The organism is Streptomyces sp. KL2 (genome assembly GCF_046529545.1).
GTDB classification, from domain to species: Bacteria; Actinomycetota; Actinomycetes; order Streptomycetales; family Streptomycetaceae; genus Streptomyces; species Streptomyces radiopugnans.
In genome coordinates, this window is sequence record NZ_CP127170.1 from 1,767,098 (window position 1) to 1,789,432 (window position 22,335).

The 22,335-nt window shown below is 70.9% G+C and carries 24 protein-coding genes; 4 read left to right on the forward strand and 20 right to left on the reverse strand.

Annotated features, from left to right (window positions below; genetic code table 11):
• Positions 1–92: 92 nt before the first annotated feature.
• Together QPK52_RS07845 and QPK52_RS07850 are read right to left on the reverse strand one after the other, a co-directional pair.
• Positions 93–422, reverse strand: a complete 330-nt coding sequence (locus QPK52_RS07845; protein ID WP_093661921.1) for an STAS domain-containing protein — start codon at positions 420–422, stop codon at positions 93–95.
• 158 nt (positions 423–580) lie between these two features.
• Positions 581–1,429, reverse strand: coding sequence for a 3-hydroxyacyl-CoA dehydrogenase family protein (locus tag QPK52_RS07850; protein WP_410540250.1), 849 nt, complete (start codon positions 1,427–1,429; stop codon positions 581–583).
• Positions 1,430–1,667: 238 nt separating this feature from the next.
• Here QPK52_RS07850 and QPK52_RS07855 point away from each other — a divergent pair, with 238 nt between their 5' ends.
• Complete coding sequence (locus QPK52_RS07855; protein ID WP_410536425.1) at positions 1,668–2,240, forward strand: cob(I)yrinic acid a,c-diamide adenosyltransferase; 573 nt, start codon at positions 1,668–1,670, stop codon at positions 2,238–2,240.
• A 97-nt stretch (positions 2,241–2,337) separates the two neighbouring features.
• On the opposite strand, the gene QPK52_RS07860 is transcribed toward QPK52_RS07855, so the two are convergent.
• The gene (locus tag QPK52_RS07860; RefSeq protein ID WP_410536427.1) at positions 2,338–2,937 is read right to left on the reverse strand and encodes a hypothetical protein; all 600 of its coding nucleotides are present in this window, start codon (positions 2,935–2,937) and stop codon (positions 2,338–2,340) included.
• A gap of 167 nt (positions 2,938–3,104) precedes the next feature.
• On the opposite strand from QPK52_RS07860, the gene QPK52_RS07865 reads away from it, so the two are divergent.
• From QPK52_RS07865 to QPK52_RS07875, 3 genes are all read left to right on the forward strand, one after another.
• Complete coding sequence (locus QPK52_RS07865) at positions 3,105–4,382, forward strand: sensor histidine kinase (RefSeq protein ID WP_410536429.1); 1,278 nt, start codon at positions 3,105–3,107, stop codon at positions 4,380–4,382.
• The gene (locus QPK52_RS07870; protein ID WP_410536431.1) at positions 4,379–5,041 is read left to right on the forward strand and encodes a response regulator; all 663 of its coding nucleotides are present in this window, start codon (positions 4,379–4,381) and stop codon (positions 5,039–5,041) included. Before QPK52_RS07865 ends, QPK52_RS07870 begins: the two co-directional genes overlap by 4 nt.
• A 216-nt stretch (positions 5,042–5,257) precedes the next feature.
• Positions 5,258–7,048, forward strand: coding sequence for a glycosyl hydrolase family 18 protein (locus QPK52_RS07875; protein WP_410540251.1), 1,791 nt, complete (start codon positions 5,258–5,260; stop codon positions 7,046–7,048).
• Between the two features lie 180 nt (positions 7,049–7,228).
• Here the strand turns inward: QPK52_RS07875 and QPK52_RS07880 are convergent, their stop codons facing one another.
• The 17 genes from QPK52_RS07880 to QPK52_RS07960 form a co-directional block, all read right to left on the reverse strand.
• Positions 7,229–7,684 (reverse strand): DUF2550 domain-containing protein, encoded by a 456-nt coding sequence (locus QPK52_RS07880; RefSeq protein WP_093662050.1) that lies wholly within the window; start codon positions 7,682–7,684, stop codon positions 7,229–7,231.
• 121 nt (positions 7,685–7,805) lie between these two features.
• Positions 7,806–8,192 (reverse strand): F0F1 ATP synthase subunit epsilon, encoded by a 387-nt coding sequence (locus QPK52_RS07885; RefSeq protein WP_093661929.1) that lies wholly within the window; start codon positions 8,190–8,192, stop codon positions 7,806–7,808.
• 90 nt (positions 8,193–8,282) lie between these two features.
• A complete protein-coding gene (atpD, locus tag QPK52_RS07890) occupies positions 8,283–9,737 on the reverse strand; it encodes a F0F1 ATP synthase subunit beta (RefSeq protein WP_410536432.1) in 1,455 nt (484 codons plus the stop codon).
• Between the two features lie 5 nt (positions 9,738–9,742).
• The gene (locus QPK52_RS07895; protein ID WP_410536433.1) at positions 9,743–10,657 is read right to left on the reverse strand and encodes a F0F1 ATP synthase subunit gamma; all 915 of its coding nucleotides are present in this window, start codon (positions 10,655–10,657) and stop codon (positions 9,743–9,745) included.
• Between the two features lie 2 nt (positions 10,658–10,659).
• Positions 10,660–12,231, reverse strand: coding sequence for a F0F1 ATP synthase subunit alpha (gene atpA, locus QPK52_RS07900; protein ID WP_410536434.1), 1,572 nt, complete (start codon positions 12,229–12,231; stop codon positions 10,660–10,662).
• A 119-nt stretch (positions 12,232–12,350) separates the two neighbouring features.
• Complete coding sequence (locus tag QPK52_RS07905) at positions 12,351–13,175, reverse strand: F0F1 ATP synthase subunit delta (protein ID WP_410536436.1); 825 nt, start codon at positions 13,173–13,175, stop codon at positions 12,351–12,353.
• Positions 13,172–13,726: a F0F1 ATP synthase subunit B gene (locus QPK52_RS07910; protein WP_410536437.1), complete on the reverse strand. Its 555-nt coding sequence runs from the start codon at positions 13,724–13,726 to the stop codon at positions 13,172–13,174. The genes QPK52_RS07905 and QPK52_RS07910 overlap by 4 nt, the downstream gene beginning before the upstream one ends.
• A gap of 34 nt (positions 13,727–13,760) precedes the next feature.
• A complete protein-coding gene (atpE, locus tag QPK52_RS07915; protein WP_155071927.1) occupies positions 13,761–13,991 on the reverse strand; it encodes an ATP synthase F0 subunit C in 231 nt (76 codons plus the stop codon).
• Positions 13,992–14,091: 100 nt separating this feature from the next.
• Entirely contained in the window at positions 14,092–14,901 is an 810-nt protein-coding gene (gene atpB, locus QPK52_RS07920) for a F0F1 ATP synthase subunit A (protein WP_410536439.1), read from the reverse strand.
• 268 nt (positions 14,902–15,169) lie between these two features.
• The gene (locus QPK52_RS07925; RefSeq protein ID WP_410536441.1) at positions 15,170–15,613 is read right to left on the reverse strand and encodes a hypothetical protein; all 444 of its coding nucleotides are present in this window, start codon (positions 15,611–15,613) and stop codon (positions 15,170–15,172) included.
• A 233-nt stretch (positions 15,614–15,846) separates the two neighbouring features.
• Positions 15,847–17,175: an MraY family glycosyltransferase gene (locus QPK52_RS07930; RefSeq protein WP_410536443.1), complete on the reverse strand. Its 1,329-nt coding sequence runs from the start codon at positions 17,173–17,175 to the stop codon at positions 15,847–15,849.
• 108 nt (positions 17,176–17,283) lie between these two features.
• A complete protein-coding gene (locus tag QPK52_RS07935) occupies positions 17,284–17,928 on the reverse strand; it encodes a protein-tyrosine-phosphatase (RefSeq protein ID WP_410536445.1) in 645 nt (214 codons plus the stop codon).
• Positions 17,925–18,572 carry an L-threonylcarbamoyladenylate synthase gene (locus tag QPK52_RS07940; RefSeq protein WP_410536446.1) on the reverse strand — a complete coding sequence of 216 codons (648 nt, stop codon included), beginning with the start codon at positions 18,570–18,572 and terminating at the stop codon, positions 17,925–17,927. The genes QPK52_RS07935 and QPK52_RS07940 overlap by 4 nt, the downstream gene beginning before the upstream one ends.
• Positions 18,573–19,418: a peptide chain release factor N(5)-glutamine methyltransferase gene (gene prmC, locus QPK52_RS07945; protein WP_410536448.1), complete on the reverse strand. Its 846-nt coding sequence runs from the start codon at positions 19,416–19,418 to the stop codon at positions 18,573–18,575.
• A gap of 52 nt (positions 19,419–19,470) precedes the next feature.
• Positions 19,471–20,541 carry a peptide chain release factor 1 gene (gene prfA, locus QPK52_RS07950; protein WP_410536450.1) on the reverse strand — a complete coding sequence of 357 codons (1,071 nt, stop codon included), beginning with the start codon at positions 20,539–20,541 and terminating at the stop codon, positions 19,471–19,473.
• Between the two features lie 95 nt (positions 20,542–20,636).
• Positions 20,637–20,864 (reverse strand): 50S ribosomal protein L31, encoded by a 228-nt coding sequence (gene rpmE / locus QPK52_RS07955; protein WP_093661957.1) that lies wholly within the window; start codon positions 20,862–20,864, stop codon positions 20,637–20,639.
• A 190-nt stretch (positions 20,865–21,054) separates the two neighbouring features.
• Positions 21,055–22,167: an LCP family protein gene (locus QPK52_RS07960; protein WP_410536452.1), complete on the reverse strand. Its 1,113-nt coding sequence runs from the start codon at positions 22,165–22,167 to the stop codon at positions 21,055–21,057.
• Positions 22,168–22,335 lie beyond the last annotated feature (168 nt).

The window sequence follows — 22,335 nt, forward strand, 5'->3', positions numbered from 1 at the left end:
CGTCCGCAGCGCAGTGTAGGCGGCGGGTTCCAGAACCCTATTGCCTGGCCCGGGAGTGGGGGCAAGCCCGGACGGGGCCCCTGACCCAATAGTTATGGCTTGGTCAGGGTCCCGCCCTCGGCGAGCCCGCCCCCCTCGATGGCCAGGATGCGGTGCAGGCGGGTGGCCACCAGCAGGCGCTGCATCTGGGGCGGCACGTCCCGCAGGACGAGGCGGCGCCCGCAGCGTCCCGCCCGCCGGTGCGCGCCCATGATCACGCCGAGGCCGGTGGCGTCCCACGAGTCCAGCTCGGCGAGGTCCAGCACGAGATCGCCCTCTCCGGAGTCGACCGCGGTGTGCAGGACCGAACGGGCGTCCGCCGCGCTGCGGACGTCGAGGCGACCTCCGACGACCAGTTCAGCGTGGTCGCCCCTGATGTGCATATCCGCTCCCCCGGAAAAGAAGTGGTCCGTCTGTGACTGTTGTCTGCCTATGTCTCACCACAACTGACTTCCCGTTCGGCGGCGGAGTTGCCGCCCGCCGCCGAATCGACACCGAATTCACCCGTAGGGGCGACCCGCCTGTGTGCCGTACGGGCCCTTCAGTAGCGGTAGAAGCCCTGGCCGCTCTTGCGGCCGATGTCCCCGGCGTCCACCATGCGCCGCATCAGCTCCGGCGGGGCGAACTTCTCGTCCTGGGACTCGGTGTAGATGTTCTCCGCGGCGTGCAGCAGGATGTCGACGCCGGTGAGGTCCGCGGTGGCCAGCGGGCCCATGGCGTGCCCGAAGCCCAGCTTGCAGGCGATGTCGATGTCCTCGGCCGTCGCCACGCCCGACTCGTGGAGCTTGGCGGCCTCGACGACCAGGGCCGAGATCAGCCGGGTGGTGACGAAGCCCGCGACATCCCGGTTGACGACGATACAGGTCTTGCCGACGCCCTCGGCGAACTCCCTTGCCGTGGCGAGGGTTTCGTCACTGGTCTTGTAACCGCGCACCAGCTCGCACAGCTGCATCATCGGCACCGGGGAGAAGAAGTGGGTGCCCACGACCCGCTCGGGGCGCTCCGTCACCGCCGCGATCTTGGTGATCGGGATGGCGGAGGTGTTGGAGGCGAGCACGGCCTCGTCCCTCACCAGGCCGTCGAGCGTACGGAAGATCTCCTGCTTGACGTCGATCCGCTCGAAGACCGCCTCGACCACGATGTCGGCCTCGGACGCGGCGTCCAGATCGGTGGTGGCGGTGATGCGGCCGAGCGCCGCCTCCGCGTCCTCGGCGGTCAGCTTCCCCTTCGAGACGAACTTGTCGTACGAGGCCCGGATCCCGTCCGTGCCGCGCCTGAGCGCCTCGTCGGTGACGTCGCGCAGCACCACGTCCCAGCCCGCCTGGGCGGAGACCTGGGCGATGCCCGATCCCATGAGTCCGGCTCCGATGACGGCGAGCTTCTTGGCCACGTGCATGTCCCCTCTGCGGCTTTGCGGTGCGACTCTCAGCCGGACCCTAGCGCCCGTGAGCGCGTGGTGGGCGGGGAAGAGATGCGCGTCACGTCTCACATGGCGGACATCACACTCGCGCGGGTCATCCGGCGGCCCGCCGCGCGCAGTTGGGGGTACGGCGGGCGGGGCGCGCGGCGGCCCGTGACGGTGGGCACACCTCTGCTCCGGCGGGCCGGAGCGTGGCTAGGCTCGGTCCATGGTCAACCTGACACGCATCTACACGCGCACCGGCGACGACGGCACCACCGCCCTCGGCGACATGAGCCGTACCGCCAAGACCGACTCCCGCATCTCGGCCTACGCCGACGCCAACGAGGCCAACGCCGCGATCGGGGTGGCCATCGCGCTCGGCGGGCTGCCCGAAGAGATCACCAAGGTCCTGGTCCGGGTGCAGAACGACCTGTTCGACGTGGGTGCGGACCTGGCCACGCCGGTGGTGGAGAACCCCGAGCACCCGCCGCTGCGGGTGCGGCAGAGCTACATCGACAAACTGGAGGCGGACTGCGACCGCTTCCTGGCCGATCTGGAGAAACTGCGCAGCTTCATCCTCCCGGGCGGCACCCCGGGCGCGGCCCTGCTCCACCAGGCGTGCACGGTCGTGCGCCGCGCCGAGCGCTCGACGTGGGCGGCGCTGGAGGAGCACGGCGAGGTCATGAACCGTCTGACGGCGACCTACCTCAACCGGCTGTCGGACCTGCTGTTCATCCTGGCCAGGTCCGCCAACAAGGAGGTGGGCGACGTCCTCTGGGTCCCCGGCGAGAACCGCTGACCCGCGGGGCCGCGGCCCGCCGGCGGCCGGAGCCCGCGTCCCGCCCCCGGGGGACGGGGGCTCCGGGCGCTTCCGGCGCACGCACCGGCGCGGGCCGTCAGTGCCCGGCCGTCTCCCGCTCGGCGGGCCGGGGACCGCCGGGGTCCCGCGGCTCCCCCCGGGGCGTCTTCGGCTTCTTGGGCCAGATCGTGTAACTGAGCGCGATGACCACGCTGATGCCGATGACGAAGAGCATCTTGGTCTGCCACTGCACCAGCGACTCGCTCCGCCCGGCGTCCCCCACGTACCGGACCGCGCCCTGGAGGAGCGCCAGGGCGACCGCCGCGCCGAGCACCGAGCGGGCGCACATCTTCCACTCGTGGACGGCGCGCGCCATCCCGTACCTCGGGGGCCTGGCCGGCGGCGGGCCGCCCGCGAAGCGGTGGGCGAAGTGCCCGTCGGCCCACCTGATCACGTAGTGGCCGTAGGCCACGGTGAAACCGATGTAGACGGCCGCCATGCCGTGCGTCCAGTTCCCCTCGGCGCCGTTGCGCAGATCGATCGCGGTGGCGCACAGCAGCACCACCTCCAGCAGCGGCTCGCACAGCAGCACGGCGGTGCCCAGCCGGGGCCTCCGGGCCGGGTAGCGCAGCGCCAGCCCGGCGGCGAGCAGCACCCAGAAGGCCACCTCGCAGGCGATGATCAGTGTGACGACCACGGCGGACCACTCCTCTTCCCTCTGTGGCTCCAGCCTGGCCGCCGCCCGGCCCCGGCACGTCGTCTGCCGCGACGATCCCGGACTGCATCCTTCGATGTACCCCGCCCGCTCCCGTACCGGCCCGTACGCGGAGGCGGGCGGCCGGTGCGGCGGTGTTGGATGGCAGGGTGAGCACCACCCGTTCCCAGTTGCCCCGCCCGCCCCGGGAGGACCTGCTGATCGCCGCCGCCGGCCTGGTGGGCGGGGTGGCGATGTGGGCCCTGGGTCTGTTCAACAACCCGCGTCCCCCGCTCGGGGGCGGCTGGGTGCTGCTGCCGCTGGCGGTGATGGCCATGGCGGAGGCCCTGCGCCGTACCGCGCCGTCCGCCGCGCTGGCGTTCGGGGCGGTCGCGCTGGCCGGCGACCTGGTCACCCGGTCGCTGCTGGCGACGATCGTGATGTTCTCCGACGTGGTCTACGCGGCCGTGCTCTACGGCGGACCGAGGCTGTCGCGGGCCGTTCCGCCCGCGAGCGCCGCGCTGACCGCCGCCGTGACCGTGGGCACCCTGGCCGCCGTCCGCGACCCGCAGGCACTGCTGGTGGGGTTCGTCTGCGGGCTGGTCACGGTCGGCCCGGCGTGGACGGGCGTCATCGTCCGCGACCACCGCAACGCCGCCGCCGCCGAGCGGCTGCGCGCCGAGCAGACCGCGCTGCTGGCGGAGATGGACCGCGTGCAGGCCGTCACCGCCGAGCGATCCCGGATGGCCCGCGAACTGCACGACGTGGTCGCGGGCCACCTCTCCGCCATCGCCATCCACGCCACCGCGGCGCAGTCGCTCGACGACCGCGCCGCCACCGGGGACGCGCTGGCCGTGATCCGCGAGAACAGCGTGCAGGGGTTGGCCGAAATGCGCCGTCTGATCGGTCTGCTGCGGACCGCCGGCGGCGATGAGGAGGTGTCCGCCGCACCGACCCTGGACGGTCTGGAAGCGCTGCTGGCCCATGCCCGCAGACACGGTGCGGCCGGAGGGCTCTCCTTCGCCCTGCGCGACGAGCGATCCGGCGACCCCCTTCCGGCCCCCGTGGAACTGGCGGCCTACCGCATCGCCCAGGAGTCCCTGACCAACGCGCTCAAGCACGCCTCCCCCGGAGAGGTGACCGTCGCCCTGACCTCGTCCGGCGGGGAGGGGGAAGGGGACGGCGGCGGCGAGGGTGCGCTGACCATCACCGTCACCAGCCCCTGCGACCGGCGCCCCGGACCGCGCGCGCCCGGCTCGGGCGCCGGGCTGGTCGGGATGCGCGAACGCGCCGAACTGCTGGGCGGCGCCTTCGGCGCGGGCCCGGTCGAGGCGGCCGGCGGCACACGGTGGGAGGTGCGGGCGGTGCTGCCCCTCGGGGAGAGCGCCCGGAACGCCGCGGACGGCGGAAGCGGCGGGGACGGAACGAGGAGAAGGGGCGGAGCATGACCATCCGGGTGCTCGTGGCCGAGGACCAGTCGGCGGTGCGCGCCGGGCTCGTCCTGATCCTGCGCGGTGCGGCGGACATCGAGGTCGTCGGGGAGGCGCCGGACGGCGAGGAGGCGGTGCGGCTGGCCCGTGAACTGCGGCCGGACCTGGTGCTGATGGATGTGCGGATGCCGCGCCTGGACGGGGTCTCGGCAACCGAGCGGGTGGTCGGCGAGGGGCTGGCCGACGTGCTGGTGCTGACCACCTTCGACCTCGACGCGTACGTCTTCGGCGCGCTGCGCGCGGGTGCGGCGGGCTTCCTGCTCAAGGACAGCGAGGCGGCGCAACTGGTGGACGCGGTACGGGCGGTGGCACGCGGCGAGGGGGTGATCGCCCCGGTCGTGACGCGGCGGCTGATCCGGGAGTTCGCCCGTTCCTCCGCGGTCCCCGGAGGCGGGCGCCGAGCCGATCCCGCCGTACTCGACGTCCTCACCCGGCGCGAGCGCGAGGTGCTGGCGTGCCTGGGCGAGGGGCTGTCCAACGCGGAGGTCGCCGCGCGGCTGGCGATGGCTGAGGCGACGGTGAAGACGCACGTCAGCCGGTTGCTGGCGAAGCTGGAGCTGCGCAGCAGGGTGCAGGCGGCGGTGCTTGCCCAGGAGTTGGGGGTGACCGAGGGATGAATTCCTTATTGGTGCATACCTGTTGACCGGTGGTCCAGACCAATCTACGCTCCAGGTCAACTGCACGCCCATGCCATGCACATGGCACTCTTCACGAGCGGCGCAGGAGACCCCCAACGGCCCGGTCCGGCACCGGGCCCTGTGCGAGGAGCGCTCTTGAGAACGAAGACCACCGCACACCGCATCAGACGGAAAGCCATAGCGGCCGCGGCCGCGATGCTGATGCCCCTCGGCGCCCTGGTCGCCCTGGCCTCCCCGGCCCAGGCCGCCGAGCAGGCGACCGCCACCTTCTCCAAGCCCTCCGACTGGGGAAGCGGCTTCGAGGGCAAGTGGACGATCAAGAACACCGGTGACACCACCATCAGCAGCTGGACGCTGAAGTGGGACTTCCCCACCGGCACCAAGGTCGGCTCCGCCTGGGACGCCACCGTCACCAACTCCGGCAACACCTACACCGCCAAGAACATGGGCTGGAACGGCACCCTGGCCCCCGGTGCCAGCGTCAGCTTCGGCTTCAACGGCACCGGCACCGGCTCCCCCTCCAACTGCACCGTCAACGGACGCCCCTGCGACGGCTCGGGCGGGGGGAACCCCGAGGACGCCCCGCCCGGCGCACCCGGCACCCCCACCGCGAGCGGCATCACCGACACCTCCGTCAAGCTGAACTGGGGCGCCGCGAGCGACGACAAGGGCATCAAGAACTACGACGTCCTGCGCAACGGCGCCAAGGTCGCCACCGTCACCGGCACCTCGTACACCGACTCCGGTCTGACGGCGGGCACCACCTACACCTACTCGGTGGTGGCGCGCGACACCGCCGACCAGACCGGACCGGCGAGCGGTTCCGTCACCGTCAGGACCACCGGCGGCGACGGCGGGGGCGGCACCCCGGGCCAGTACGTCAACCTGGGGTACTTCACCGAGTGGGGCATCTACGGGCGCAACTACCACGTGAAGGACATCGTCACCTCCGGCTCCGCCGAGAAGCTGACGCACATCAACTACTCCTTCGGCAACGTCCAGGGCGGCAAGTGCACCATCGGTGACGCCTTCGCCGCGACCGACAAGGCCTACACCGCCGAGCAGAGCGTCGACGGCAAGGCCGACACCTGGGACCAGCCGCTGCGCGGCAACTTCAACCAGCTGCTGAAGCTGAAGAAGATGTACCCGCACATCAAGGTCCTGTGGTCCTTCGGCGGCTGGACCTGGTCCGGCGGCTTCCCCGACGCCATGAAGAACCCGGCCGCGTTCGCCAAGTCCTGCAACCAGCTGGTCAACGACCCCCGCTGGCAGGGCCTGTTCGACGGCATCGACCTGGACTGGGAGTACCCCAACGCCTGCGGTCTGACCTGTGACACCAGCGGCCCGGCCGTGATGAAGACCATGGCCCAGGCGTTCCGCGCCGAGTTCGGCAAGCAGCTCGTGACCGCCGCGATCACCGCCGACGCCTCCAGCGGCGGCAAGATCGACTCGGCGGACTACGGCGGCGCGGCCCAGTACCTCGACTGGTACAACGTGATGACGTACGACTACTTCGGCGCCTGGGACAAGACCGGGCCGACCGCCCCGCACTCACCGCTGACGTCGTACGCCGGCATACCGAACCAGGCGTTCAACTCCGACGCCGCGATCCAGAAGCTCAAGGCCAAGGGCGTCCCGGCCAAGAAGCTGCTGCTGGGCATCGGCTTCTACGGCCGCGGCTGGACCGGCGTGACCCAGAAGGAGCCCGGCGGCACCGCCACCGGCGCCGCGCCCGGCAAGTACGAGGCGGGCATCGAGGACTACAAGATCCTCAAGGACCGCTGCCCGGCCAACGGCACCGTCGCCGGCACCGCGTACGCGCACTGCGGCAACGAGTGGTGGAGCTACGACACCCCGGCCACCATCACGGGGAAGATGGACTACGCCAAGAAGCAGAACCTCGGCGGAGCCTTCTTCTGGGAGATCAGCGGGGACACCGCGAACGGCGAGCTGATCACCGCCATCCACAACGGGCTGAACAAGTGACGCCCGGGCGGTGATCCGCCCCACGCACCACCGGAAGTGACAGAACCGGGGAGACGGCCCGTACGCCGTCTCCCCGGTTCGCTGTCCGTGCAAGCCCTCCCCGCACCGGGGCACCCTCAGGCGGCGTTCACCCTCCCCCGGACTCCGTCCGGAGGTACCCCCAGGCACCGGGGGTACCGCTCAGGCGACGTTCACCCTTTGTCCTGGGGGGGCCGCTTCGAGCCAGGCGAGGAAGCCGGTCAGGGCGTCCTCGCTCATCGCCAGCTCCACCCGGGTGCCGCGGTGCGAGCAGGCCAGGATCACCGAGTCCGACAGGAGCGCCAGCTCCTCGTCCCCCTCGGGCCTGCGGCGCTCCAGCACCTCGATCGCCTCCCGCTCCAGCAGCCTGCGCGGCCGCGGCGCGTAGGAGAAGACCCGGAACCACTCGATCCGGTCGCCGCTGTAGCGGGAGACGCCGTACACCCAGCCCTTGCCGCCGGCCTCGGCCCCCTCGCCGGCATCCGGCGCGTTCCACCGCAGACTGCAGTCGAAGGTGCCGCCCGGCCGCTGGATCAGCCGCCGCCGCAGCCCGAAGGCGAACAACCCCAGCAGTACCAGAGCCAGCACCGCCCCGGACAGCACGAGAGCGAGGACCATCTTCACCGACCTCCTCGCCTCGTCCGTCCGTACAGCAGCCAGCAATCACCTCAGCCGCGGACCGCTCCGGAGCGATGCTCCGGTGCGGTCCGCGGCTGAGGCACGTACATGTGCGCGGGTCTCAGCGCGCGCTCGCCAAGGCGGCCCGAAGCCGGATCTCGGCGCGGCGCTCGGCGGCGGCGTCCGCCTCCGACTTCGCCCGCTCCAGCGCGCGCTCGGCACGCTGGACATCGATCTCCTCGGAAAGCTCCGCGATCTCCGCGAGCAGCGACAGCTTGTTGTCCGCGAAGGAGATGAAGCCGCCGTGCACCGCGGCGACGACGGTGCCGCCCCCGCTCTCGCCGGTCGTACGGATCGTCACCGGGCCCGGCTTCAGCACACCGAGCAGCGGCTGGTGGCCGGGCATGACGCCGATATCACCCGACGAGGTGCGCGCGACGACCAGGCTGGCCTCGCCCGACCAGACCTTGCGGTCCGCGGCGACCAACTCGACGTGCAGCTCAGCCACAGTGGCTCCTCGAAACTGGGGTTTTCACAGGATAACGGTGCGCGGGGACGGGGGGCGGGTGGACCCGCCCCCCGTCGTGGGGCGCGGACGTCAGGAGACGCCCAGCTCCTTGGCCTTGGCCTTGAGGTCGTCCAGGCCACCGCACATGAAGAACGCCTGCTCCGGGAAGTGGTCGTACTCGCCGTCGGCGATCGCGTTGAAGGCCGCGATCGACTCGTCCAGCGGAACGTCCGATCCGTCCAGGCCGGTGAACTGCTTCGCCGCGTGGGTGTTCTGCGACAGGAAGCGCTCGATACGGCGGGCGCGGTGGACGACCAGCTTGTCCTCCTCGCCGAGCTCGTCGATACCGAGGATGGCGATGATGTCCTGGAGGTCCTTGTACTTCTGCAGGATCCCCTTGACGCGGGTGGCGCACTGGTAGTGCTCCTGCGAGATGTAGCGCGGGTCCAGGATCCGGGAGGTGGAGTCCAGCGGGTCCACCGCCGGGTAGATGCCCTTCTCCGAGATCGGACGCGACAGAACGGTGGTCGCGTCCAGGTGGGCGAAGGTCGTCGCCGGGGCCGGGTCGGTCAGGTCGTCCGCGGGCACGTAGATCGCCTGCATCGAGGTGATCGAGTGGCCGCGGGTGGAGGTGATGCGCTCCTGGAGGAGGCCCATCTCGTCCGCCAGGTTCGGCTGGTAACCCACCGCGGAGGGCATGCGGCCCAGCAGGGTGGAGACCTCGGAACCGGCCTGGGTGAAGCGGAAGATGTTGTCGATGAAGAACAGCACGTCCTGCTTCTGGACGTCGCGGAAGTACTCCGCCATCGTCAGACCGGCCAGGGCCACGCGCAGACGGGTGCCCGGGGGCTCGTCCATCTGGCCGAAGACCAGCGCGGTCTGCGGGAGAACGCCGGACTCGGCCATCTCCTCGATCAGGTCGTTGCCCTCACGGGTGCGCTCGCCGACGCCGGCGAACACGGAAACGCCCTCGTGCAGCTTGGCCACACGCATGATCATTTCCTGGATGAGGACGGTCTTGCCGACGCCCGCGCCGCCGAACAGACCGATCTTGCCGCCCTTGACGTACGGGGTCAGCAGGTCGACGACCTTCAGGCCGGTCTCGAACATCTCGGTCTTGGACTCGAGCTGGTCGAAGGCCGGGGCCTTGCGGTGGATCTCCCAGCGCTCGGTGACCTCGGACTCGGCCTCCGGCTCGTTCAGGATGCGGCCCAGGGTGTTGAACACCCGGCCCTTGGTGACGTCGCCGACGGGCACGGTGATGCCGTGGCCGGTGTTGGTCACCGGGGCCTGGCGGACCAGGCCGTCGGTCGGCTCCATGGAGATCGCGCGGACCAGGCCCTCGCCCAGGTGCTGGGCGACCTCGAGGGTCAGCGTCTTCTTCGCGCCCTCCTCGGCCGGGTCGGCGACCTCGACGGTCAGCGCGTTGTAGATCTCCGGCATCGCGTCGACGGGGAACTCCACGTCGACGACCGGGCCGATGACCCGCGCGACGCGGCCGGTGGCCACGCCCGCCGCAGCGGTCGGCTCAACAGTGGTGGTCATAGTTGTCAGTCACTCCCCGCAGAAGCGTCGGCCAGCGCGCTGGCACCACCGACGATCTCGCTGATTTCCTGGGTGATGTCGGCCTGGCGGGCCTGGTTGGCAAGCCGCGTGAGCGACTTGATGAGGTCCTCGGCGTTGTCCGTCGCCGACTTCATCGCACGCCGGCGGGCGGCGTGCTCGGAGGCGGCGGACTGGAGCAGCGCGTTGTAGATCCGGCTCTCGACGTACCGCGGCAGCAGTGCGTCCAGAACCTCCTCCGCCGACGGCTCGAAGTCGTACAGCGGGCGGATCCGCTCCTGCTTCTCCACCTGCTGCGTGACCTCGTCGAGGCTGAGCGGCAGCATCCGCTTCTCGACCGGGTTCTGCGTCATCATCGACACGAACTCCGTGAAGACGATGTGCAGCTCGTCCACGCCGCCTTCGGCCGTGTCCCTGCGGACCGCCTCGATCAGCGGCCCGGAGACGGCCTTGGCGTCGGCGTACGACGGCCGGTCGGTGAAGCCCGTCCACGACTGGGCGATCTTCCGGTCGCGGAAGCCGTAGTAGGCCACGCCCTTGCGCCCGATGATGTAGGAGTCGACCTCCTTGCCCTCGGCCCGCAGCCGCTCGGTCAGCCGGTCGGCCGCCTTGATCGCGTTGGCCGAGTAGCCGCCCGCCAGACCGCGGTCGCTCGTGACGAGCAGGACCGCGGCCCGGGCCGGCTTCTCGGTCTCGGTGGTCAGCGGGTGCTGGGTGTCGGAACCGGTGGCGACGGCCGCGACGGCCCGGGTCAGCTCGTCGGCGTACGGAGTCGACGCGGCCACCTGGCGCTGGGCCTTGACGATGCGCGACGCGGAGATCATCTCCATCGCCTTGGTGATCTTCTTGGTCGCGCTGACGGAGCGAATCCGCCGCTTGTAGATCCTGACCTGCGCGCCCATGCTCAGACCTCGCCCAGCAGCTTGCCGTCCGAGGTCTCGAACTGCTTCTTGAAGGAGGCGATGGCGTCCGACAGCGACTGGAGGGTGTCGTCGGACATCTTGCCGCCCTCGCGGATGCCGGTCATCAGGTCCTTGCGCTCGCGGTGCAGGTGCTCCAGCAGGTCGCTCTCGAAGCGCCGGATGTCCTCCACGGGCACGTCGTCCATACGGCCGGTGGTGCCCGCCCAGATGGAGACGACCTGGTCCTCGGTCGGGTACGGCGCGTACTGCGACTGCTTGAGCAGCTCGACCATGCGCTTGCCGCGCTCCAGCGCCGCCTTGGAGGCGTCGTCCAGGTCGGAACCGAAGGCGGCGAACGCCTCCAGCTCGCGGAACTGGGCGAGGTCCACGCGGAGCCGGCCGGAGACCTGCTTCATGGCCTTGTGCTGGGCCGAGCCACCGACTCGGGAGACGGAGATACCGACGTTCAGCGCCGGGCGCTGGCCCGCGTTGAACAGGTCGGACTCCAGGAAGCACTGGCCGTCGGTGATGGAGATGACGTTGGTCGGAATGAACGCCGACACGTCGTTCGCCTTGGTCTCGATGATCGGCAGGCCGGTCATCGAGCCGGCGCCCATCTCGTCCGAGAGCTTGGCGCAGCGCTCCAGCAGCCGGGAGTGCAGGTAGAAGACGTCGCCCGGGTAGGCCTCGCGGCCCGGCGGACGGCGCAGCAGCAGGGACACGGCGCGGTAGGCGTCGGCCTGCTTGGACAGGTCGTCGAAGATGATCAGGACGTGCTTGCCCTGGTACATCCAGTGCTGGCCGATGGCCGAGCCGGTGTAGGGCGCCAGGTACTTGAAGCCCGCCGGGTCGGACGCCGGGGCGGCGACGATGGTGGTGTACTCCAGCGCGCCGTTCTCCTCCAGCGCCGCGCGCACGGAGGCGATGGTGGAGCCCTTCTGGCCGATGGCGACGTAGATGCAGCGGACCTGCTTGTTCGGGTCGCCGGAGCGCCAGTTGTCGCGCTGGTTGATGATCGTGTCGATCGCCAGGGCCGTCTTGCCGGTCTGGCGGTCGCCGATGATCAGCTGGCGCTGGCCGCGGCCGATCGGGGTCATCGCGTCGACGGCCTTGTAGCCCGTCTCCATCGGCTCGTGCACCGACTTGCGCTGCATGACCGTGGGGGCCTGCAGCTCGAGGGCGCGGCGGCCCTCGGTCTCGATCTCGCCGAGGCCGTCGACCGGGTTGCCCAGCGGGTCGACGACACGGCCGAGGTAGCCGTCGCCGACCGCGACGGAGAGGACCTCGCCGGTGCGGCGCACCGTCTGGCCCTCCTCGATGCCGCTGAACTCGCCGAGGACGACCGCGCCGATCTCGCGCTCCTCGAGGTTGAGGGCGAGGCCGAGGGTGCCGTCCTCGAACTTCAGCAGCTCGTTCGCCATGGTCGAGGGAAGACCCTCGACCTTCGCAATGCCGTCACCGGCAAGGCTGACCGTCCCGACCTCTTCGCGCGAGGCCGCGTCCGGCTTGTACGACTGGACGAAGTTCTCCAGCGCGTCCCGGATCTCATCCGGCCGGATCGTGAGCTCCGCCATCTGGGTTCCCTGCTCTCCTTGTTGGGCCCGTATGTGTCTGCTACGGCCCAACTCGGGCCGCCAGTACTGCTTCTTGAGTTGGTGTGGCCTACCGCCTGCGGTGTCCGCCGGCCGTGGGCTCAGCTCGCCATCCGCCGGGTCGCCTCTTCGAGGCGCTCCGAGACGGTGCCGTCGATGATCTCGTCGCCCACCCGCACCCGGATCCCGCCGAGGACCTCCGGGTCCACGTCCAGGTTGAGGTGCATCTCGCGTCCGAAGAGCTTCGCCAGGGCGGCGCCCAGGCGCTGCTTCTGGCGGTCGCTGAGCGGTACGGCCGAGGTGACCACCGCCACCGAGCGGTTGCGACGCTCGGCGGCCAGCCTGGAGAGGGCTTCGAGCCCTCCTTCAAGACTACGTCCACGCGGCTGGCGCACGAGGCGGACGACCAGTCGCTCGGTGGCGGGCCTGGCCCGGCCACCCAGCAGCCGCCGCAGCAGCTCGGTCTTGGCCGCCTTCAGGGCGTCGTCGGTGATCTTGCCGCCGAGAACCGCACGCAGCTCCGGGGAGGAGGCCACCGTCCGGGAGAACCGGAACAGTTCGTCCTCCACGTCGTCCAGCGTGCCGTCGCGCTCGGCCGCGGTGAGGTCTGCGACGTCGGCGAGCTGCTCGACCGCGTCCACCAGGTCGCGCGAACGCGACCAGCGGGAGCGGACCATGCCGGAGACCAGATCGACGGCCTCGCCGCCGACCTGGCCGCCCAGCAGGCGTCCGACCAGCTCGGCCTTGGCCTCGCCGGGCTGCGCCGGGTCGGTCAGGACCCGGCGCAGCGACACCTCGCGGTCGAGCAGCGCGGTGACCGCGGCCAGTTCCTCGGCGAGCCGGGCCGCATCGACGGACGTGGAGTCCGTCAGCGCGTCCAGTCGCTCGCGGGCGGCGGCCAGTGCCTCGCGACTCGCTCCGTTCATCGGGCGGCTCCAGAGGACTCGGCGGAGGCCGCCTTCCCCTCGAGTTCGTCGAGGAAGCGGTCGATCGTGCGGCTCTGCCGGGCGACGTCCTCCAGGGACTCGCCGACCAGCTTGCCGGCCAGGTCGGTGGCGAGCTTGCCCACGTCCTGGCGCAGCGACTGTGCGGCCTGCCGACGGTCGGCCTCGATCTGGGCGTGGCCCGCGGCGATGATCTCCTCACGCTGCCGCTGGCCCTCCTCGCGCATCTCGGCGATGAGCGCGGCGCCCTGCTCCTGCGCCTCCTGGCGCAGGCGCGCGGCCTCGTGACGAGCCTCGGCGAGCTGGACTCGGTACTCCTCGAGCGTCTGCTGCGCCTCGGCCTGAGCAGCCTCGGCCTTCTCGATGCCCCCCTCGATCGCCTCGCGGCGCTCGTCCAGGGCCTTGTTGATGGCCGGGAGGAGCTTCTTGGCGAACACGAAGAAGACGATGCCGAAGGCGATCAGGCCGATGACGACCTCGGGCCAGACCGGAAGCAGCGGGGACTGCGGCTCCGAAGCTGCCAGGTTCATCATGATGGACCTTTCGTCGGTTCCGTTTGCGGCTTCGTCAGAGGATGAACGGGACGACGAAGCCGATCAGCGCCAGGGCCTCGACGACCGCGAAGCCGAGCAGCATGTTCTGGCGGATGAGGCCGGCGGCCTCGGGCTGGCGGGCGATGGCCTGCACACCGTTACCGAAGATGATGCCGATGCCGATACCGGGGCCGATCGCGGCGAGGCCGTAGCCGATGGTGCCGACGTTGCCTTCGACAGCTGCGAGGGTCTCCAGAGCAGACATTCCTTGGGTTCCTTCTCTTGGTGGGCCGGTGGGTGGTTGGTCCACCGGACGTCTGGGGTTGGGCGGGTGGTGGCTGGGCGGGACCGTGGTGCCGGTCCGGTCAGTGCGCCTCTTCCAGTGCCTGGGAGAGGTAGGTGGCGGTCAGCACGGTGAAGACGTAGGCCTGCAGCGCCTGGATGAACAGCTCGAAGACCGTCAGCACCACGGTCATCGCGAACGAGGCGGTCGCGTAGAGGGTGCCGAGGAAGGTGCCGAGCATGTACCAGGTGGCGATCGTGAAGATCAGGATCAGGATGTGGCCGGCGAACATGTTCGCGAAGAGCCGGACCGCCAGCGTGAAGGGCCGCACGAAGATGTTGGAGATGAACTCGATCGGCGTGAGCAGCACGTAGATCGGCTTCGGCAGTCCGCTGGGGACACAGAGGTTGCGGATGCCGCCGACGAATCCGTTCGTCTTGAACGTCACCGTCATGTAGGTGATCCAGACGACGACCGCGAGGCCGGCCGGGTAGGCGATGACCGAGCTGACCGGGAACTGGGCGATGGGGATGATCGCCCAGAGGTTCAGCATCCACACGAAGAAGAACAGCGACACCAGGAGCGGGATGAAGGCGTCGCCCTTCTTCCCCATCACCTCCCGGGCGATGCCCCGGCGCACGAACTCGTACAGCGCCTCGGCGACCATCTGCAGCTTGCCGGGGACCACCTTGGGCTTGGAGAAAGCCGCCCAGAAGAAGGTGAGGATCGCGGCCGTGCCGATGAGCGCGAGGAGCATCGGCTTGTTGAACTCGACCCCGCCGACCTCGAAGATCGGGTCGAAGATGAACGACCACACACTGGGGGCCTGGAAGCCACAGTCCTTGAACAGGTGGCAGTCAACCTCGAAGGCGAGCAACTGGTCACTACTCACCGCGAGCTCCTTCGGTCGGACGCATGGGTACGGCTACCTCGGGGTGTCGGCATGGCGCTGGGCCACGGGGCGGCACTGGACTGGGGTGGGCGGGAAGGAGCCGGCCGGCTATGCGACAGGACGGCCCCGTGAAGAGGCGAGGAGCGTCCGGCGCTGTCCCGCACAGCGCCTTCTCCAAGGCTCGCGGCCCTCTCGGCGTCGGACGATAGCAGCCCGGCGGGTGTGGCTTCCCACCACCCCTGGCCCTGAGCCTTCGCGCTGTTCCGGATCACGCGCGGGATTCCGCGGCGGAGGAGCCCGTGGAGCCCTTGCCTGCCACGGCGGGCTCCACGTACGGGGTCTTGAGCCGGGTCTGCGTCCACGCCTGGGCGGCGAGCCACACCAGGAGACAGGCCAGCACCGTGAAACCGAACACACGGCCGTCCATGAAGGTGGCGTCCCGCAGGAGCTTCATCACCACGAACATGGCGATCACCTGGGTCGTGTAGACCAGGAACCCCGCCCCGAGGAGGAGTTCGGGCCACTGCCGTCCGATCCGGCCGAGCACATGGAGCCCCGCGCCGAAGAACGCGAGGACTACCACGGTGCCGAGGCCTGCTCCCAGGGCGCCCTCGCCTCCCGAGACGACCGCGCCGGCGATCACGCCGACCAGGCCGGCACCGGCTGAGGGAATCGCGGCGCCACGAAGGATCCGGGCGTCGTTCGACTGCATAAACGCTGCTCCAGCGGGGTGGTCTACGGGGGACGGTGCGTGACCTTCGAAAGCGGTGGTCGCCCGGCGGCACGGACTCGCGGATCGGGGCACTGGAGGCCACCGGCCTTCTCGCCGGACTCGTGAACGGTATCACAAACTATTTGATGAGGTCTTTACCTAGTTCGTGTGCGGACTGTCACACGAGCGGGTCAGCCGGCGGTGCTCCGCGATGACGAACGGCGGCGGGACTGCTATGAGCGGTTGTCGGCCGTGGGACGGCCGTCGCCCACCAGGCGATCGTACTCGCCGAGCGCCGTCGCCCCCGCGGGCCGCCGCCCGGCCTCCGGGCCGGTCCGCGCGGCACCCTCGTCCGCGCCGCCCGCCTCTCCCCCGGGCCGCTGCGCCGGCCCGCGCCGGGAGCGGTAGCGCGGCGGCACGAGCCGCTGCGCCCAGTGCGGCACCCTCGGGGTGAACCGGGGCAGCAGCAGGATCACCAGCCCCACCGCGCTCAGCAGCACGATCGCGAGCACGATGACCAGGCTGGAGGAGCGCACCGAGAAGGCCACCGCGCCGAAGGCGATCAGCGCCGACCAGAAGTACATGATCAGCACCGCGCGGCTGTGGGAGTGGCCGATCTCCAGCAGCCGGTGGTGCAGGTGGCCGCGGTCGGCGGCGAACGGAGACTGGCCCCGCCAGGTGCGCCTCACGACCGCCAGCACCAGGTCGGCGATGGGCACCGCGATGATCGTCAGCGGCAGCAGCACCGGCATGTAGACCGGCACCATCGTCTGGACCGTGGTCTTGACCGAGCCGGTGGTGTCGGTGATGACGTCCGGGTCGACCTGCCCGGTGATGGAGACCGCCCCGGCGGCCAGCACCAGGCCGATGAGCATCGACCCGGAGTCGCCCATGAAGATCCGCGCGGGGTGCATGTTGTGCGGCAGGAAGCCCAGGCACATGCCCATCAGGACGGCGGCGAAGAGCGTCGCGGGGGCCGCGGCCTCGATGCCGTAGCCGTACCAGATCCGGTAGGCGTACATGAAGAACGCCGCGGCCGCGATGCCGACCATGCCGGAGGCCAGGCCGTCCAGGCCGTCGACGAAGTTGACCGCGTTGATGGTGACGACGACCACCGCCACCGTCAGCAGCGTGCCCTGCAGCGGGGTCAGCGCGACGTTGCCCACGCCCGGCACCGGCAGCCACAGGATCGTCAGGCCCTGCCAGACCATCACGCCCGCGGCGATCATCTGGCCGCCGAGCTTGATCAGCGCGTCCACGCCCCACTTGTCGTCCAGGACGCCCAGCAGCCAGATGAGACCGGCGCCGGCCAGCAGCGCGCGGGGCTCGTCGGAGAGCCGGAAGACGTCGCCGACGTTGGTGAGCTGGGAGGCCGCCAGCAGACCCGCGCACAGCCCGCCGAACATGGCGATGCCGCCGAGCCGGGGCGTCGGTTCGCGGTGCACGTCGCGGGCCCGGATCTCGGGCATCGCGCCCGCCGCGATCGCGAACTTCCTCACCGGGCCGGTGAGGAGGTAGGTGACCGCGGCCGTGACGCACAGCGTCAGCAGGTATTCACGCACGGATTCCCCAGAACTCTCGCGGGCTCACCGGGCTCACGCCCGGGACACCACACCTTAGACAACGGCCCGGTGCCGGCGGTTGCGCGCCCGGCACCGTCCGGTACGGTCTCACGCCCGCGCCGGGACCCCCGTCAGGGCCGTGACCACCGGATCCAGGGCCGCGTTGATCTCCTCGCCGACACTGCGGAAGTACGTGATGGGGGCGCCGTAGGGATCGTAGACCTCGTCGGCCTCCGCGCTGGGCGCCAGCAGCCAGCCGCGCAGCGCAGCGGCGGCCCGCACCAGGGCGCGGGCGCGCTCGACGACCCCGCCGTCGGCGTCGGGTCCGGGCAGGGTGGCGGGGTCGATGGCCCGCACCAGACGGGTGAACTCCTTGAGCGTGAAGGTGCGCAGTCCCGCCGAGTGCCCCATGGAGATCACCTGCGCCCGGTGGTCGCGGGTGGCGGTCAGCACCAGGTCGGCTCTGATGACGTGCTCGTCCAGCAGTTCGCGGCCGAGGAAGCCGGACGGGTCCGCGCCGTACTCCAGCAGGACCTCCGCCGCGTGCTCCTCCATCGGCGCGCCCTCGTGCCCCCACGTCCCCGCGCTCTCCACCACCAGCCCGCCGGCCCGCTCGTCGCCGAGTCTGGCCACCAGGGCATGCCGGGTCAGCCGCTCGGTGATGGGCGAGCGGCAGACGTTTCCGGTGGAGACGTGGAGGATGCGGAAGACCGGTATGCCATGCTCCTCGGACGCCCCGGCGGGCGGGGTCAACTGGCGACCTCGAGGTCGGGTACGACCTTGCGCAGCTCCTCCGCGCTGATCGCGCCCGCGCGCAGCAGCCTGGGCGCCGGGCCGGTGACGTCGACGATCGAGGAGGGCACCGAGTCGGGGGTGGGGCCGCCGTCGAGGTAGACGGCGACGGAGTCGCCCAGCATCTCCTGGGCGGCGTCGCAGGTCTGCGGGGCCGGGTGCCCGGTGAGGTTGGCCGACGACACCGCCATCGGGCCGGTCTCGGTCAGCAGCTCGATCGCCACCGGGTGCAGCGGCATGCGGACGGCGACCGTGCCGCCGGTCTCGCCCAGATCCCAGGTCAGCGACGGCTGGTGGCGGGCGATGAGGGTGAGCGCGCCGGGCCAGAAGGCGTCCACCAGTTCCCACGCCTGCTCGGAGAAGTCGGTGACCAGGCCGTGCAGGGTGTTCGGGGAGCCGATCAGGACGGGTGAGGGCATGCCGCGCCCGCGTCCCTTGGCCTCCAGCAGGTCGCCGACGGCCTCCGGGGTGAAGGCGTCGGCGCCGATGCCGTAGACGGTGTCCGTGGGCAGCACGACGAGTTCGCCTCGGCGGACCGCCGAGGCTGCCTCGCGCAGGCCGGTCGCGCGGTCGGTCGCGTCGGAGCAGTCGTAACGCCGTGCCATTTACGGCACCTCCCTGCGTGCTGTGGCAAAACGGGGCCGGTTGTTGAGGTCGGGGTGGTCTGCGGCGTCCGCCCAGCCGCGGTCCTCGGTGAAGATCCAGGGGACCTGGCCGCCCTGGGTGTCGGCGTGCTCGACGACGACCAGGCCGCCGGGGCGCAGCAGGCGGTGCGCGGTGCGTTCGATGCCTCGGATGACGTCCAGTCCGTCCTCGCCCGAGAACAACGCCATCTGCGGGTCGTGGTCACGTGCCTCGGGGGCGACGTACTCCCACTCGGTGAGCGGGATGTAGGGGGGGTTGGAGATGACGAGGTCGACCTGGCCGTCCAGCTCGGGCAGTGCGGTCAGGGCGTCGCCGTGGTGCAGGGTGACGCGGGAGCCCTCGGTGTTCCTGCGGGCCCACTCCAGCGCGCCCTCGTCCAGTTCCACGGCGTGCACGCGCGAGCGCGGCACCTCCTGGGCGAGCGCGAGCGCGATGGCTCCGGAGCCGGTGCACAGATCGACGATCAGGGGCTCGGCGACGTCCATGGCGCGCACGGCGTCTATCGCCCAGCCGACCACCGACTCGGTCTCGGGGCGCGGCACGAACACCCCCGGGCCCACCTGGAGTTCCAGATAGCGGAAGAAGGCCCGGCCGGTGATGTGCTGGAGCGGTTCGCGGGCCTCGCGGCGGGCGACGGCCTCCCAGTAGCGGGCGTCGAAGTCGGCGTCGGCGACGCGGTGCAGCTCCCCGCGCCTGACGCCGTGCACGTACGCCGCCAGCTCCTCCGCGTCGAAGCGCGGGGAGGGCACTCCGGCGTCGGCGAGCCGCTGGGTGGCCTGGGCCACCTCGGCGAGCAGTACGTTCACGTTCCTCGTCCTCCACCCGTCCCTGCGCGCCCCGCCCCGGGGCGCCGCACGGTTACTGAGCCGCGGCCAGCTTGGCCGCGGAGTCGGCGTCCACGCACGCCTGGATCACCGCGTCCAGGTCGCCGTCCAGCACCTGGTCCAGGTTGTACGCCTTGAAGCCCACCCGGTGGTCCGAGATCCGGTTCTCCGGGAAGTTGTAGGTGCGCACCCGCTCCGACCGGTCCACCGTACGCACCTGGCTGCGGCGTGCGTCGGAGGCCTCCCTCTCCGCCTCCTCCTGGGCCGCCGCCAGCAGACGGGCGCGCAGGATGCGCAGCGCCTGCTCCTTGTTCTGCAGCTGGCTCTTCTCGTTCTGGCAGGAGACGACGATGCCGGTGGGCACGTGGGTGATGCGGACGGCGGAGTCGGTGGTGTTCACGGACTGGCCGCCGGGGCCGGAGGAGCGGTAGACGTCGATCCGCAGGTCGCCGGGGTTGATCTCGACGTCGACGTCCTCGGCCTCGGGCAGGACGAGGACGCCCGCGGCGGAGGTGTGGATGCGGCCCTGGGACTCGGTGGCGGGCACCCGCTGGACGCGGTGGACGCCGCCCTCGTACTTCAGCCGGGCCCACACGCCCTGGCCGGGCTCGGTGGCGTTCTTGGTCTTCACCGCGACCTGGACGTCCTTGTAGCCGCCGAGGTCGGACTCGTTGGCCTCGATGACCTCGGTCCTCCAGCCCTGCCGCTCGGCGTAGCGCAGGTACATGCGCAGCAGGTCGCCGGCGAACAGCGCGGACTCCTCGCCGCCCTCGCCCGCCTTGATCTCCAGGATGACGTCCTTGTCGTCGCTGGGGTCGCGCGGGACGAGCAGCAGCCGCAGCCGCTCGGTGAGCTCCTCGCGGCGGGCCTCCAGCTCCTTGACCTCGGCGGCGAAGTCCGGGTCGTCGACGGCCAGCTCGCGGGCGGTGGCGATGTCGTCGCCGGTGCGCTTCCAGTCGTGGTAGGCACCCACGATCGGGGTCAGCTCGGCGTAGCGCTTGCCCAGTCTGCGGGCGTTGGCCTGGTCCGCGTGGACGGCGGGATCGGCGAGCCGCTTCTCGAGGTCGGCGTGCTCACCGATCAGTTCCTCGACCGCCTCGAACATCGTTGAGTCCTTCGTGTGGAGAGAGGGCTGCCGGGACGGCAAAACGCCGGTCCGGCCCTCCCTGGGGGACGGCCGAGGACCGGCGTTCGGGGTCGCTACTTCTTGTTCCTCGACCCGGCGTTCTTGCCGAAGCGGGCCTCGAAGCGGGCCACGCGGCCACCGGTGTCGAGGATCTTCTGCTTGCCCGTGTAGAACGGGTGGCACGCGGAGCACACGTCGGCACGGATGGTGCCGTCGGTGACGGTGCTACGGGTGGTGAAGGAGTTTCCGCAGGTGCAGCTGACCTGGGTCTCCACGTACTCCGGGTGGATGTCGCGCTTCAAGGTCTCTCCTAGGTATCGGGAGGGTTCCGGGTCGCACCGGCTCCTCGCGCCCGATGGGCGGGCTGCGGGGATGTCTGCCCGCGCGTGAACCGGGACCGACGCACCAGTCTGCCACTACTGGCCGCACCTCCCAAAACCAGGTGGCGGCGGATGCTATTCCCCGGCCTCCCGGCCTCCCGGCCTCCCCGGCCTACTCGGCCTCCACCGCTTCCCCGGCCTCCGCGGCCTCCTGGGCCGCGGACCCCTTGGTGACGGAGTCGGGAATCGGCCGGTCCGCCTTGAGCGCGTCCCAGATCCGCTCCGCCTGCACCCCGATCGGCACCACCCGGTTGGGGTCGGCGGAGGAGTAGCGCACCGGCAGGGTGACCGTCTGGATGTCCTCGGATCCGATGTCCTTCACGGCCCTGGCCAGGCCGGCCAGGTCGGAGGCCGACGCCAGGGCCGCGTCGGTGGTGAGGTGGGAGGTGACGGTGTCGAGGAGGTCGTAGGTCTTCTTGGGGTCGGAGAACACCCCGACCTCCCCCACCCGGTCGGCGAAGGCCCCGACGAAGGCGTGCTGGAGCTTTATGCGGCCCAGGTCGCTGCCGTTGCCCACGCCCTTGCGGGTGCGGACCAGGCCCAGGGCCTGCTCCCCGTCCAGGGTGTGGCGTCCCGGCTCCAGGCTCAGCCGGCTGTCGTCGTCCTCGATCGGCTCGGTGACGGTGATCTCCACCCCGCCCAGTTCGTCGACCACCTTCTTGAAGCCCGTGAAGTCGAGTTCCACGTAGTGGTCCATGCGGATGCCGGTCATCGACTCGACCGTCTTGACGGTGCAGGCGGGGCCGCCGATCTCGTACGCCTGGTTGAACATCGCGCGCCGGGCGGCGGGCGCCGTGCCGCCGCCGGTCTTCTCGCACTCGGGCCGATCGACGAGGGTGTCGCGGGGGATGGAGACGACGGACGCCCGGTCGTGGGCCTTGTTGACGTGGACGATCATCGCGGTGTCGGAGCGGGCGGTGCCGTCGTCGCGGCCGTAGCGGGAGTTGTTCCCCGAGCGGGTGTCGGAGCCGAGGAGGAGGATGTCCAGCGTGCCGTCGGGGACGTCCGCGGGCCGGTCGGGGCCCAGGACGGAGTCGATGTCGACGCCGGCGATGTTGCCGTCGATCCTGAGGTAGAAGAGCCCGAGTCCGGCCCCGGCCAGCACGAGGGCGCCGACCGTGGCCCACACGGCCGCGTACAGCCCCCTGCGCCGCCGCGGGCGCGGGCTTCGGCGCTCCTGCCCACCGCTCTCCCCACCGCCGGTGGTGGTGTCCTCGTCCGCCATGTCGTTCCTCGTCTGCCGTACGTCTCCCCTGCCGTGTGGGGCTGCCGCGGGGCCGTCCGGCGCCGTGGGAGCCGCCGGGCCGGGCCGGACGGACGGCGGTCGGCGAGGGACTTCCTCTCCACTTGCGACGACGTACCCCCGTCGGGCCTGATCACTCCGCGCCTCCCT